Genomic DNA, 12,729 nt, shown 5'->3' on the forward strand with positions numbered 1-12,729 from the left:
AATAAAACCTCCGAAAAAATCTACTTATCCTGAGTCTCATGCAAGTCATTCATTTGCTTTGCAACTTCCGCAAAAATGTCCTGCACTTCTTGTTCACTCAACTTAAAGCCCTTAGCTTGCAAGCCATCAACTACTGCATTGCCAACTCGATTGATCTTCTTTTCATCAGATAAATTCTCTTGGTCATACATGTTGATGTAGCTTTTCATTAGATTGCTTGTAACAATACGCAATCTTTCTAGCCTTTTGTTCTTAAAGTGAACATGACTCAAGATACCAACACTTACAACACTAATAACCCAAAACGCTAGAGCTATTAGTTCAACGTAATCATGAATATCCATGATTTCTTCTTCACCTCTCTTTTTACTTATTGCACAGTCATTGGCACCACCTCTTTGAATAAAATTCATCAACTAGATACTAATATTTATTGACTTATATTAGTATTTATACTAATATAACGGTATAAGAAATAACCTTAAGCACATGATTCCTTTCTTACTTACACACGTGTTTCTAGGCTTTTTCTTATTTCTTTCATATCTCGTTGACAGTTCTTATACTACGTCTAAAGACTAATGCTGTCAATGCATTTTAGTAAAAATGCTTATTTAATAATTTAAAATATTCGGAGAATGCTTGCCATGATTGAATTAGAGCGTACTAAAGAATTAGCGAAAAAATATAAAATGAACTTACGTGAAGTGAATGATAAGGCTGGGTTAGGTACTAATTCTATCTATAATTGGAAGAATAAAAGACCTGGTGGTGATGCCTTAGAAGCCGTTGCCGAAGTACTAAATACTTCAATCGACTATCTAAAAGGCAAAACCGATGATCCTACTCCTATACCTACCAAAGGACAACCAACTTCTATCCCATTAGATGAGGAGAAGCCTTATTCATATCACGGCTATAATGTTCCTGAGAGATATCTCAATATGATTCGAGGACTAATGGAAGATGACATTAAGGAAGGTCGTGCAGACAAGAAATGAGAAACTTAGGCAAAGAAGAGTTAATTGAGTACTTACTCAATTATGCTTTTAAGCACGGTCTTTCATACATCTTGGTTAAAGGAGAGCCATACGACCCAGCACTTTCATTTAAGAATGCTCATAAAATGGTAATCAATACTAATTGGCATAATCCTAATGAATTGCCTTTTATCATTGGCCACGAAATTGGTCACTTAATGCTAGGTGATTCAGGCATCGCCTATTGGCCTAGTTTTTCAGGGCAAAACTCAGAAGAAGAGGAAGCAGATCTATTTTCTCTTAAGATTATTTACGACTATTCCTGCAAAAATGGTGACTACATTCAAGAACCAAGAACCTTTATGCAGAACTATGGCATCCCCGAAAGAATGACCGCTGCAACCAAGCAACTTTTTAAAGACAATGACGACCTAATATAACAAAAAACTGATGCTTCTAGCTTCATAGCTTAGATGCATCAGTTTTTCTATATTCTTTTAACGTATTTTTTTCACTTTAAAAACCAAACAAAAGCAAGTTGTCGCCTTCAACGCCAATATTGTTATCTTTCTTAAGTTGCTTCAAAGAATTTACAACAAACTTCTTCTGACTACCCTTAAGCTTATTAGCAGCCTTCATCGCTGCATTAAAGTCACGTTTATTTTGTTTATTCTTTAGACTAATAATGTTCTTATCAGCGCTTCTATTAGCAATTCTCTTCAATGGATTCACTACTCCGCGCATCCCCTTACTGTTGAAGTAATAATATTGAAGCATTGCTTGTGTAGTCCAGCAGCTGTACTTCTTATCCTTAGAAACCACCAAGTATAATGGAGCACCACTAATCTTGCCGTGGAATCTGACTACCTTTTCAACTCTAAATTTAACGTTTTGGACCTTAGCTGGACTAATCGTCTTGCCCTTAAAGGTTTCATAATGTGTTAAAGCATACTTGTAGTTGTTTTTGCCCACATAAATAGGATCTGCATCTTTTGAATTCTTAATTCTTAAAACGTAGCCTTGTTTAGTTAACTTAGAGCTATTTTCAATTACGGCCTTAGGATTAACATTCGTGGTCTTAGGTGCACTGCTAGCAGTACTTGCAGCTTGAACAGTAGCAGGTGCAACGCTTAAGAGAAGTCCTGCAATAACAGCAGAAGAAAACAACATTTTTTTGTTAAGGTTCATTGAAATTTTTTAGGGCTGATTAAGCAAGGATACCTCATGATTTTAATCTGGGGAAGAATTGCACTTTCAGCCCCTTTTTTGCTTTTTATTATTTATTCACTAGACCACTTATGATATTATTGCTAGTGAATTAGTTTAAAAAGAGGTGAATTAAATGGATCAGACAGTGACCGTTAAGGCAAAACTGCTCAATATTGATGAAGAAACCGCACATTCCTTTATGCAAACGATGGTTAAATATAAGGATGCCTGCAATTTTATCTCGCAATATGTTTTTAACCATGCTTTTGAATTAAAGCAATCTAAGCTGAACAAGGCTCTTTACCGTGATCTTAGAAATAAATTCGGTTTAAAAAGCCAAATGGCGCAGTCTGCTATTAAAACTGTTATTGCTCGCTATAAGACTGTTAAAACACAGCTAAAGCAAAAGCCATACCGCTACGATACTGGGAAAAAGGACGGCAAGGGTCACGCTATTTGGGCACAGACTTTTCGTAACCTTAGCTGGCTCTGGTACCCGATCCAATTCAAGCGTCCGCAATTAGATTTACAGCGCAATCGGGACTGGTCTTACCTAAGCGCTACCAAGCAAATATCTTTAAACACTTTGCAAGGAAGAAAAAAGGTTGATTTTGTGTGCAAGAGCTTCGATCAGTACCTTGATTCAGATAAATGGAAATTCGGCACGATTAAATTACTTAAATTTAGGAACCAATGGTACATGCACCTAAGCGCTACCGTCTCTTTGCCGGAATATCAGCCGGAAGAAGCTGAGCATGTTGTCGGGATTGACCTTGGCTTGCGCTTTTTGGCTTCCTGCTACGATGAAAAAGGCAAAACCTTGCTTTTCAACGGTCAAAAGGCATTAAGAACCAGACGCAAATACAAAAAACTGCGTGCCCAGCTTCAAGCCAAAGGCACCAAGTCCGCCAAACGAAGACTTAAGCAGATCGGTCAAAGAGAGAACCGCTGGATGAGCGATGTCAACCATCGCTTGACTAAGACACTCGTTGACCATTATGGCGCTAATACCCTTTTCGTTTTGGAAGACTTGACCGATGTCCGCTTTGCTACTGAAAAGACAGCTAAAGACAAACGCTATGAAATGGTTTCTTGGGCTTTCTATCAGTTTGAGCAGTTCCTTACCTACAAGGCTAATCTGAACTCGTCAGCGATAGTAAAAGTCCCTGCCAAATATACCAGCCAGCGCTGTCCCAAATGCGGACGGATTCGTAAGGAAAACCGTGATCATCAACTGCACTTGTATGTTTGCGATAGATGTGGCTACAAGTCAAACGATGACCGGCTTGCGTCAATGAACATCCAGTTCTTAGGGACACTCTATCGAAGCGGTGAGGAAGCACCGCAGTTTAACAAACAAGCATCTGCCGAGTAAATCTTGGCAGGTAAACGGGCATTGTCAACTGTCCGATGATGTAGTCTCGAAGGTGAGAGCCGAAAGGCGTTAAGATTACTATTCCACGTGGAATGAGAACTACAAACCCCAGAATTGATTCTGGGGTAGTTGATAACTATCTTGAAGGAACACGAATGAAACGAATCTACTATTATCACAAAACTACCGATGACGTGGTCGACAGCCACGATCAAAATTTTAGCTTACCAGATGATTACGTAATTTTGCCCAATTCTCGCGGGGCCAAAATCTGGTCCGCCATTGCTCGTCGCCTCGCTGCAGGCTTTGGCTGGCTCGTCTTCCGCTTTTTCGACAACGTTAAGGTAATTGGCAAAGAAAAACTAAAGCAAGTCGACGGCGGCTATTTCATCTATGGTAATCACACCAGACCAATGGGTGACGTTTTTACATCCCTCACGATTTTTCCCATTAAGAATTTCTACGCCATCGCAGGTCAAGCCAACTGGGGCATCCCTTTCATTGGCAAATATCTAGTGCGCTACGGTGGCCTTCCCGTTGGTAAAGACTTAAAACAGTCGGTCAAGCTGATCAAGGCTATCAAAACCGTGATCAAGGATAAAAAAGGTGAAGTTCTAATCTACCCAGAAGCCCACGTTTGGCCCTACTACACTAAAATTCGTCCCTTTGACGCAACCAGCATGCACTTTCCTGTTCAACTGAACGCACCAAGTTTCGTTATGACTAAAACTTACCATAAAAGACGCTTTAGCAGCCGTCCTCGCGCCGTTGTTTATATTGACGGACCATTTTACCCAGATCAAGCTTTAAGCCGTAAGGAAGCGCAAAATAAGCTCCACTATGAAATTCAAAAGACATTAATCGACCGAGCTAAGCTTAGTGATTATGAATATTGCCAATATATCAAAAAATAAGGTTAAGAAACGTTTTTGCTTCTTAACCTTATTAGTTTGTCTTTAAGAGTTTTAGTTACCTAATTAACATCATTACTAAAGGTGTGACATCATTTAGATTGTCTTTTCGAATAGAATTACTCAAAAGTACAATCGCATTTTCATCATTCATCCATTCTTGATGCTTAAAAAAGTCATGCATAGCTTGTTTAACTGCTGCAGTATCTGTTTTATCATCTTTTGAATTTAGTGCAGCTATGATCAAGTTTGCCCTATCTCTTAATTCTGTTGACATATGTTTAGTATTCAAAATTTTCAGCTTTAACTCTTTGGCTTTTTTTACATCATTATCATAAAAAGCTTGATTTAATTCTTGAGATATTTGGGAGTAATCTATGTTATCATTTGATGGAAAATACTTTTTAAAAAATTGAGTAATTGATATTCCACGTAACTGTAAAATTAAAATCAAATCATCAATAAAAATTCTATTTTGTCCATTTCCATTTTAGAATAATGGGTAACAGATATTTTGCTTTCCTTAATCATTTGACCTTGTGTTAATCCTAATGATTTCCGTTCTTTTCTCAAAGCTTCTGAAATTTTCATTGACTTCATCCCTTCACTCAGAAAAATGCATTCTACATGGTATCATATAAAATATACAGATTAGTAAATTCGAATACTACTAAACAGGAGCAATTATGAATATACTTTTTTGCGGGGACGAAAACGCAGAAGACGGCGTTTTAATCTCCACACTATCTTTATTAAAGAACTCTGGTGCAAAGGAACTGCACCTCTACATTTTAACCATGGAAGCTCACAGCGATAAACGCAAGTATCATCCTTTCTCTAAGCATGCCGCAGATTTTATTCGTTCTTTATTAGTTAAAGCAAACCCTAAAAATACGCTGGAGCTGATCGACTGTACCGATCTATTTATCAAGCAGCCACCTACAGCCAACATGAATACGCGTTTTACGCCTTATGCCATGTTGCGTCTTTTTGCGGATGAATTGCCACAGATCCCTGATCGTATTCTTTACCTGGACGACGATATCGTTATTCGCGGCGACATTACTGCTTTTTATAAGCAAAACATCAAGGGTATCGAACTCGTCGGTGTACTCGACTACTGGGGCAGATTCTTCTTCCACAATGTCAAAACTAAGCGCGTCTTTGATTACCTAAACTCTGGTGTCTTACTTTTGAATATGGTTAAGATCAAGCAAACTGGTCTTTTTGCCAAAGTCAGAGACATGATGCAAACCAAGAAGATGTTCTTACCTGACCAGTCAGCAATTAACAAACTTGCCGTTGCAAAACGTGTCGTACCTCGTCGCTACAACGAACAATATCGCCTGCAAAAAGATACCAAGATTCAACACTTTACCACTAGTTTTCGTTTCTGGCCCTACTTCCATACCCAAACAGTTAAGCCATGGGACGTAGCTCGTGTGCACAGCGTACTGCATCTACACGAATACGATGGTTTACTCAACGAATATCTCAAAATTCGCGATAACTTGAAAGAATAATACTTGGAGGAACTATTTTGAAAACCATCCCTGTTTTTTACACTATCAGTGATAACTACACACCATATGCATTTGTTTCAATTCAATCATTAATTGATCATGCCGATCCTAAGAAGGACTACACCATCACTCTTTTGGTTCAAGAAATTTCTGATGAACATAAAAAAAGCCTAGAAGGCATGTCTACTGACAACATTCATGTTCACGTCTTCCATATTGATGATGACATGGTTAAGCCAATTCACAAGGGCAAGGAAAACTACCTGCGTGCCCAATTCTTTACCATGTCCATCTTCTACCGCCTGTTCATCCCTGAATTATTCCCACAATATGACAAGGCAGTTTACCTAGATGCTGATACCATCATTTGTACGGATATTGCAGATTTATACGACACCGAAATCGGCGATAACATGTTTGCCAGCTGTCCTGACTTGTCTATCCGCTACATGCCACTTTTACAAAAATACATCAAGGAATGCCAAGGCATCTTACCTGCCGAAAAGTACATTAACAACGGCGTCATTTTGTTCAACATGAAGGCCTTCCGCGATAAGCACTTCGTCGACAAGTTCTACTACTTGATGGGCAAGTACCATTTCGACAACGTCGACCCAGACCAAGCCTACATGAACGAAATCTGTGAAGACAAGATCTACCACTTGCCTAAGGAATGGGACGCTATGCCTAACGAAAGCATCCCCGAAATCGAAAATCCTAAGATCGTGCACTACAACCTGTTCTTCAAGCCATGGCACTTCGAAGACGTGCAATACGCTCACTACTTCTGGGACGTTGCCAAGACCACGCCTTACTATGACGAATTAAAGCAGCAACTTGCTGACTTTACTGACGAAGATCGTAAAAAGGCCCGTGCCGATCTTGAATGGATGGCCAAGAAAGTTGACATGATCGTTGACGAACCTAACACCTGGGCTAAGGTCAAAAAGCACGAATCCGTTAAGATTGACTAAGAAAGGAAAATTTATGACAGTACCAGTTTTTTACAGCATTAGTGATGACTTCACTAAATATGCGGCAGTATCACTCAATTCTTTGGTTAAACATGCCAGCCCTGATACAGACTACACCGTGTATTTCTTAAGCCAAGATTTGTCTGATGAGCATAAAAAAGATTTAAGCGATCTCGGCAATGAAAATGTACACGTAAAGTTTTTCCATATTGACGACAAGTTGGTGAAGCCGATTCAAAACCGAAAGGAAAACTTCTTGCGGGCCGACTTCTTCACCATGTCAATTTTCTACCGCTTGTTTATTCCTGAATTGTTCACGCAATACGACAAGGCAATCTACATCGACAGCGACACCGTTGTTAACGACGATATTGCTAAGCTTTACAATGTAGAGCTTGGCGACAACTTATTTGGTGCCTGCACCGACTCTTCAATTCAATTTGTGCCTAAGATGGTGAAATACATCAAGGATGTTTTAGCACTCGATCCTAAGAAGTACATCAATTCAGGAATGTTGGTCATGAACGCTAAGCAATTCCGTGACAATCTTTTTATCGATCACTTCATGGAACTGCTTGAAACTTACCACTTCGACTGTATTGCACCCGATCAAGATTACTTAAACGAAATGGGCGAAGGCAACATTCTTCACCTTGATCCACGCTGGGATGCTATGCCTAATGAAAATACCGAACCGATCAAAAATCCTGGTTTGATCCACTACAATCTTTTCTTCAAACCATGGCATTTCAAAGGCGTGCAATATGAAGATTATTTCTGGCAAAGCGCTAAGGAAACCAAGTTTTACGACGAACTAAAGGCTGAACTCGATAACTACACCGATGAACAACGTGCGGCCGATCGTCAAAAGCTGAACCACATGCTTTTAAAGGAAGACAAAACAGAAAAAGACCCTAACAATTGGGCCAAAGTTAAGGAACGTGAGGCAGTTAAATTATGATTTTTGGTGATAATCGAGAAGCAGTAATTAAAAATATCAAAAAAGCTGCCAACGACCGTGATTTTACGGCTAAGGTTGAAATCGGTGACCCACAAATGTCGCTTGATGAAAGATTGAAGCTAGTTAATGACTACTGGGAAAACCGTAAAACTTTTTCCAGCAAGATCAACAACCGCATCGGTCATGTGATTTTTAATACTTTGGCTAAGACAATCGCTGGCTCAACCGAATTCGAAGGCCTAGAAAAATTAAACAATTTACCTATTGGTGGCGCGATTGTTACTTCCAACCACTACAATCAAGTCGATTCGCTTCCAATTAAGCTCCTCGCTGACAAAATGCACTGTCAACTTTCAATTGTTATTGAAGATACCAACCTGATGTTGCCCGGCTTTTTCCGCTACTTGATGAACTATGTCGGCACCATTCCTTTGGTTCAAAGCCCTAGTTACATTGCCAACGAATTTCCAAAGCATTTGAGCCAAGCATTGGATCAAAACAACTGGGTTTTGATTTATCCTGAACAAGAAATGTGGTGGAACTACCGCAAACCTCGTAAGTTGCAACGCGGTGCCTACTATTTTGCCGCTAAGCAAAACGTGCCAGTTATTTCCACTTTTGTTGAAATCAAGGATTTGCCTAAGGTCGAAAAAAAGGACGCCAACTTCTACGAAACTAAGTACATTGTGCACGTTTTAGACCCCATTTATCCCGATGTTTCCCTAAGTGCTAATGAAAACGCCCACCATATGATGGAACAAGATTACAAGCAAAAAGTAGCTGCTTACGAAAAGATCTACGGTAAGAAATTAAACTACGATTTCTTAGATTGGGATATTGCCGGCTGGCGTGGCCACCTTTCATAAAAAAGATATAAGAAAAGATAGACCGCTTCTATTAAAAGTGACACTATGTTACTATTAACCTATAGTAGTTTTATTTTAGAAAGGAGCTTCTCGATATGAAAGAATTCACTAAAGAAACTCTGTCAAACACCCTAAAGTATAAAGGTAGATAGAAACATGACGATGTTTTTATCTACCTTTTTTCTTATACTTAGATTGAGGTTGAGGTCGACAACAGAATGGAATATTAAATTCGACTGTCAAACGGGCCCATAAATGTTTATTTTCAATCAAACTAGATTAAGGGTGTGGATCTCAGAGATCGTATAATCAAGAAATGGAGCTGAAAATAAATATTTGCCTCAATTGATTTAAAACGGGGTGATTAGGTGAATATTATTGGTATTGATGTTAGTTAAGGTGAAAGTCATGCCACTTTGATAACAAAAGAAGCGGAAGAAATAGCTTTTAAATTTAAGCATAATAAGAGCGGTTTCCAAATATTAAATTCTTATATTAAACCCGGTACAATAATAATATTTGAAACTACAGGTGTTTATTCGGCTCAGCTTACTACTTATTTAAAAAATAAAAAGGTCAAATTTTATGAGCTAAATCCCCTAGAAGCAAAATTAAGAATGGCTTCTTTGAGAAGAAATAAAACTGACAAGAATGATTCATTTAAATTAGCTTTATTGGGTAAAACTCAATTAGCGGAAATAAAGAATCACTGTAATAAACAATCTAATTCGTTGTATGAATCTTTACGGATTTTATCTTTGAGATATAAGCAGTTAATTAAATGTAGAACCAGAATACTTAATTTCCTTCGTTCTAGCTTAGAGCTTACTTTCCCAGAACTAAATCAGATCTTTAAAAAGGCTTATGCAGTTTTAGCTCTTCAAGTATTTAGAATGTATTGTCATCCTGACTTTTTGGTAGGATTAACTCTTAAAGAAATGACCACTAGAGTTTACCAATCTGTTAGCAGGCGAATACATAAAGATGTAATTCAAAGTTATTGTGCTCAAGTTTGGTTAGCAGCTAAAGACTCTTATCCTGCTGTCCCAGCAGATTCTTTAGAAATTGAAATTATTTCAGAATACTGCGACGAAATAGAAAGTTACAATAAAGAAATAGCCTATATTCAGAGCAAATTAATTAAGACAGCTGTTGGATTAGATGATTTCAAAGTTATTTCCAGTATTCCTGGAGCAGGTCAATTAAATAGCGCTTTATTACTGGGCTTTACTGGTGATATTGCTCGCTTTGATAATTATAAACAACTCAATGCTTTCCTAGGACTAGATCTAAACAGATATCAGTCTGGTAAATACGGTAAGGGTGATACTATTAACCGCAGAGGCAGTAGTCAGGGCAGAGCTGTTGAAACAGATATGATTCGAAGCATGTTAAGAAATCAGGGTAAAATTCAAAATCATTTAGTTGACTACTATTACAAATTAAAAAAGCCACCTTTCAATAAGCATGACAAGGTAGCTTTAATAGCGTGTGCCAATCATTTGAATCGCACTATTATAAATTTGGTCCACACACATCAACTTTATAATTATTCTAAGGCAATTCATTAATAAATGCTTAGCACGCAATAAGTGAAAAACTGCCAAAAGACTAGTCTTTTGGGGTTATGTTTAGTATACTCTTTTTTCTCTATAATAATGATTGACATTCTATAAGAAATTATGATGGCAAAAACGGTCGTCCAGCTTATATTGCCGTAAACGGCGTAGTCTATGACGTAACCAATAACTCTCACTGGGTTAACGGTGAACATCATGGCATGCGTGCAGGACGAGACGTAAGTTTTGATTTAACCAATACATCCCCACATGGGGCAAAAGTTTTAGTTCACGCCAACAAAGTTGGTACTTTTAACTAAATAAAAACTTTGATCCGAAAAATGAATCCACCAAAAAAGTGTCTAGGAATTGTTCCTAGACACTTTTTGTTTTTAGTAGTTAATTATTTTTTTCCGCAAAAGCAGTGTTAGCTGCGATTCTACCAAAAGTAAAGATATCAGCAAGGGAATTACCGCCAAGACGGTTGCCGGCATGAATACCACCTGCAACTTCACCTGCAGCGTAAAGTCCCTTAATTACAGCACCGTCTTTATTGATCACGCTGGCCTTGGTATCGATCCTAAGACCACCCATTGTGTGGTGAATAGCTGGTTTACGAGGGGTAGCATAGAATGGGGCAACTTCACACTTCAAGTTGAAGGCACTCTTGCCAAATTCTGGATCTTCACCGGCATCAACGTAAGAATTATATTTCTTAATTGTATCTTCAAGCACCTCTGGCTTCATACCAATTTGCTTGGCAAGGTCGGCTAAATTATTTGCCCTGAAAAGCGTTCCTGCCTTCACCTGAGCGTCGATTGACTCTTGGGTAGTGTTATAGGCAGTGGCCTTAATTTTATCGTCAGCGATCAAATAGAAGAGTCCTCCGTTGGCAATTGCAGCTTTGGCCAGCGTATCACGTTCCGCAAATTCATTTACGAAACGTTTACCTTCTTTATTTACCATAATGTAGTTCTCAGGTGGCGTCTGCAAACCAGTGAATAATTCACCAGTCTTTGGATCAGACACAGGCATCAATTGAATAAAGCCCATGCCGACCAAGTCTGCACCAACTTCTTTTCCTAAACCGATCCCATCACCAGTTATCGCTGGAGAGTTAGTCGTTGGCATGTCGCTATCGATGTGTTTCCAATAAGTGTTGTACTTTTGGACCATCTTCATGTTGGCGCCAAAACCACCTGAAGTTAAGATAACTGATTTAGCGTGAACGGTAACCTTGGAGCCGTCGCTCTTTTCAGCAACAACGCCAACTACTTTATCGCCATTCACAAGCAAGTGCTTAGCGCGAGTTTCAGTCAAAACAGTTGCGCCATGGTCCTTAACCCAGTCGCCCAAAACATGAATATAAGCATAACCCATTGGTTCAACTGGCTTGTGACCTCTACGCCAAAGAGCACCAACTGGCATTGTTACTTGGCTATCGTAAAATTTCACGCCAAGTTCTTTAAGCCAGTTAACTGAATCGAGTGCATTATCAACTAATTCCTTAACTAAAGCGTAAGTGCCGTGAATCTCGTGTCCATTCAAATCGGTTCGCTTACCACCAACATAGGTTTGAATTTCATGCAGTAATTTTGAATCAAATAAATAATTTGCGCCTGAATCAACGTATTCCTTAATTTGTTTTTGCAATGCCTCAAAGTCGGAACGATATTCTGGATCAATCTTTTCAATTGGTGTAGCGGCTAATTTTTCCAAGTCCTCTTTTTCACCAGCTAAAGCCTTAAACTTCTTTTGCCATTCAGGCTCGGCCGCATTCATTGGACCACCAGCACGAGTCGTATTGCCGCCAATTTGTGGGAATTTTTCAAGTACGACAACTTTTCTACCATGTTGGATACTGCGCGCAGCTGCAGCCAGCCCAGCACCACCGGCACCGATAACTACTACATCAGTAGTATATTCTTCATCCTTTGTCGCATGTGCCTTGCTAGGCTTAGCACGCTTTTTCCATTCTTCGGCGTCTCCGCCGGCTTCAGTGATTGCTTCCGCAACCCCATCGATTACACCGTGGCTAGAGATAGTGGCACCACTGACTGCATCAACGTTTAAAGTTTGATTGTCGACAATTAATTTTGGCAAACGGTTGAACACCTCATCAGCAACGCCCCTAGTTTCACCGCTTGCATCGACATTAATATTTTCAATTTTGTCTTCAGATAATTTAACTTGCATTGGCATGTAGCTTGAGCCATGCCCTTTTGCTTTTACATCGTATGTACCTGGTTTCATAGCCATAAAAATCTCCCTCTTTTTGTATGTAAAGGCTTTCTTTTTATTTTAATGGGGAATCTGGCTTAGGGGAAATAGTTTTCTAGCTAATGAGTTATAATAATTTTATTATTGGAGG

The 12,729-nt window shown here is 39.0% G+C and carries 15 protein-coding genes; 10 read left to right on the forward strand and 5 right to left on the reverse strand.

Annotated features, from left to right (window positions below; translation table 11 throughout):
* Positions 1 to 20 precede the first annotated feature (20 nt).
* Positions 21 to 344 carry a hypothetical protein gene (locus tag LA20531_RS05505; protein WP_003628386.1) on the reverse strand — a complete coding sequence of 108 codons (324 nt, stop codon included), beginning with the start codon at positions 342 to 344 and terminating at the stop codon, positions 21 to 23.
* Between the two features lie 303 nt (positions 345 to 647).
* Between LA20531_RS05505 and LA20531_RS05510 the strand changes: the two genes are divergently transcribed.
* A complete protein-coding gene (locus tag LA20531_RS05510; protein ID WP_014565477.1) occupies positions 648 to 1,001 on the forward strand; it encodes a helix-turn-helix domain-containing protein in 354 nt (117 codons plus the stop codon).
* Positions 998 to 1,420, forward strand: a complete 423-nt coding sequence (locus LA20531_RS05515) for a M48 family metalloprotease (protein ID WP_056940605.1) — start codon at positions 998 to 1,000, stop codon at positions 1,418 to 1,420. Before LA20531_RS05510 ends, LA20531_RS05515 begins: the two co-directional genes overlap by 4 nt.
* 76 nt (positions 1,421 to 1,496) lie before the next feature.
* Here LA20531_RS05515 and LA20531_RS05520 read toward each other — a convergent pair whose 3' ends face one another.
* Positions 1,497 to 2,168: a hypothetical protein gene (locus LA20531_RS05520; protein ID WP_082589048.1), complete on the reverse strand. Its 672-nt coding sequence runs from the start codon at positions 2,166 to 2,168 to the stop codon at positions 1,497 to 1,499.
* A gap of 154 nt (positions 2,169 to 2,322) precedes the next feature.
* On the opposite strand from LA20531_RS05520, the gene LA20531_RS05525 reads away from it, so the two are divergent.
* Complete coding sequence (locus LA20531_RS05525; RefSeq protein WP_056940604.1) at positions 2,323 to 3,564, forward strand: RNA-guided endonuclease TnpB family protein; 1,242 nt, start codon at positions 2,323 to 2,325, stop codon at positions 3,562 to 3,564.
* A gap of 155 nt (positions 3,565 to 3,719) precedes the next feature.
* The gene (locus LA20531_RS05530) at positions 3,720 to 4,478 is read left to right on the forward strand and encodes a lysophospholipid acyltransferase family protein (RefSeq protein WP_056940603.1); all 759 of its coding nucleotides are present in this window, start codon (positions 3,720 to 3,722) and stop codon (positions 4,476 to 4,478) included.
* A gap of 55 nt (positions 4,479 to 4,533) precedes the next feature.
* Here LA20531_RS05530 and LA20531_RS05535 read toward each other — a convergent pair whose 3' ends face one another.
* Together LA20531_RS05535 and LA20531_RS11590 are read right to left on the reverse strand one after the other, a co-directional pair.
* Positions 4,534 to 4,929, reverse strand: coding sequence for a hypothetical protein (locus LA20531_RS05535; protein WP_236704187.1), 396 nt, complete (start codon positions 4,927 to 4,929; stop codon positions 4,534 to 4,536).
* Complete coding sequence (locus tag LA20531_RS11590; protein ID WP_236704186.1) at positions 4,926 to 5,066, reverse strand: helix-turn-helix domain-containing protein; 141 nt, start codon at positions 5,064 to 5,066, stop codon at positions 4,926 to 4,928. The genes LA20531_RS05535 and LA20531_RS11590 overlap by 4 nt, the downstream gene beginning before the upstream one ends.
* A 95-nt stretch (positions 5,067 to 5,161) precedes the next feature.
* On the opposite strand from LA20531_RS11590, the gene LA20531_RS05540 reads away from it, so the two are divergent.
* The 6 genes from LA20531_RS05540 to LA20531_RS05565 all read left to right on the forward strand — a co-directional run bounded on the left by LA20531_RS05540 (position 5,162) and on the right by LA20531_RS05565 (position 10,678).
* Positions 5,162 to 5,998 (forward strand): glycosyltransferase, encoded by an 837-nt coding sequence (locus LA20531_RS05540; RefSeq protein WP_056940602.1) that lies wholly within the window; start codon positions 5,162 to 5,164, stop codon positions 5,996 to 5,998.
* 17 nt (positions 5,999 to 6,015) lie between these two features.
* Positions 6,016 to 6,972, forward strand: a complete 957-nt coding sequence (locus tag LA20531_RS05545) for a glycosyltransferase family 8 protein (RefSeq protein ID WP_056940601.1) — start codon at positions 6,016 to 6,018, stop codon at positions 6,970 to 6,972.
* A gap of 13 nt (positions 6,973 to 6,985) precedes the next feature.
* Positions 6,986 to 7,933 (forward strand): glycosyltransferase family 8 protein, encoded by a 948-nt coding sequence (locus LA20531_RS05550; protein WP_056940600.1) that lies wholly within the window; start codon positions 6,986 to 6,988, stop codon positions 7,931 to 7,933.
* Positions 7,930 to 8,799 carry a lysophospholipid acyltransferase family protein gene (locus LA20531_RS05555; protein ID WP_056940599.1) on the forward strand — a complete coding sequence of 290 codons (870 nt, stop codon included), beginning with the start codon at positions 7,930 to 7,932 and terminating at the stop codon, positions 8,797 to 8,799. Before LA20531_RS05550 ends, LA20531_RS05555 begins: the two co-directional genes overlap by 4 nt.
* Before the next feature lie 416 nt (positions 8,800 to 9,215).
* Entirely contained in the window at positions 9,216 to 10,370 is a 1,155-nt protein-coding gene (locus LA20531_RS05560; protein WP_236943792.1) for an IS110 family transposase, read from the forward strand.
* Positions 10,371 to 10,471: 101 nt separating this feature from the next.
* Positions 10,472 to 10,678 carry a cytochrome b5-like heme/steroid binding domain-containing protein gene (locus LA20531_RS05565; protein WP_082589071.1) on the forward strand — a complete coding sequence of 69 codons (207 nt, stop codon included), beginning with the start codon at positions 10,472 to 10,474 and terminating at the stop codon, positions 10,676 to 10,678.
* 79 nt (positions 10,679 to 10,757) lie between these two features.
* On the opposite strand, the gene LA20531_RS05570 is transcribed toward LA20531_RS05565, so the two are convergent.
* Positions 10,758 to 12,611: a flavocytochrome c gene (locus tag LA20531_RS05570; protein ID WP_201779582.1), complete on the reverse strand. Its 1,854-nt coding sequence runs from the start codon at positions 12,609 to 12,611 to the stop codon at positions 10,758 to 10,760.
* Positions 12,612 to 12,729: the final 118 nt, after the last annotated feature.

This window comes from Lactobacillus amylovorus DSM 20531, assembly GCF_002706375.1.
In the GTDB taxonomy this organism is placed as follows: Bacteria; Bacillota; Bacilli; order Lactobacillales; family Lactobacillaceae; genus Lactobacillus; species Lactobacillus amylovorus.

Excerpts from the sequence above, each read along its gene's own strand:
- LA20531_RS05505 (WP_003628386.1), bottom strand. The coding sequence starts at position 344 with ATGGATATTCATGATTACGTTGAACTAATAGCTCTAGCGTTTTGGGTT.
- LA20531_RS05510 (WP_014565477.1), top strand. The coding sequence starts at position 648 with ATGATTGAATTAGAGCGTACTAAAGAATTAGCGAAAAAATATAAAATG.
- LA20531_RS05515 (WP_056940605.1), top strand. The coding sequence starts at position 998 with ATGAGAAACTTAGGCAAAGAAGAGTTAATTGAGTACTTACTCAATTAT.
- LA20531_RS05520 (WP_082589048.1), bottom strand. The coding sequence starts at position 2,168 with ATGAACCTTAACAAAAAAATGTTGTTTTCTTCTGCTGTTATTGCAGGA.
- LA20531_RS05525 (WP_056940604.1), top strand. The coding sequence starts at position 2,323 with ATGGATCAGACAGTGACCGTTAAGGCAAAACTGCTCAATATTGATGAA.
- LA20531_RS05530 (WP_056940603.1), top strand. The coding sequence starts at position 3,720 with ATGAAACGAATCTACTATTATCACAAAACTACCGATGACGTGGTCGAC.
- LA20531_RS11590 (WP_236704186.1), bottom strand. The coding sequence starts at position 5,066 with ATGAAAATTTCAGAAGCTTTGAGAAAAGAACGGAAATCATTAGGATTA.
- LA20531_RS05540 (WP_056940602.1), top strand. The coding sequence starts at position 5,162 with ATGAATATACTTTTTTGCGGGGACGAAAACGCAGAAGACGGCGTTTTA.
- LA20531_RS05550 (WP_056940600.1), top strand. The coding sequence starts at position 6,986 with ATGACAGTACCAGTTTTTTACAGCATTAGTGATGACTTCACTAAATAT.
- LA20531_RS05555 (WP_056940599.1), top strand. The coding sequence starts at position 7,930 with ATGATTTTTGGTGATAATCGAGAAGCAGTAATTAAAAATATCAAAAAA.
- LA20531_RS05570 (WP_201779582.1), bottom strand. The coding sequence starts at position 12,611 with ATGAAACCAGGTACATACGATGTAAAAGCAAAAGGGCATGGCTCAAGC.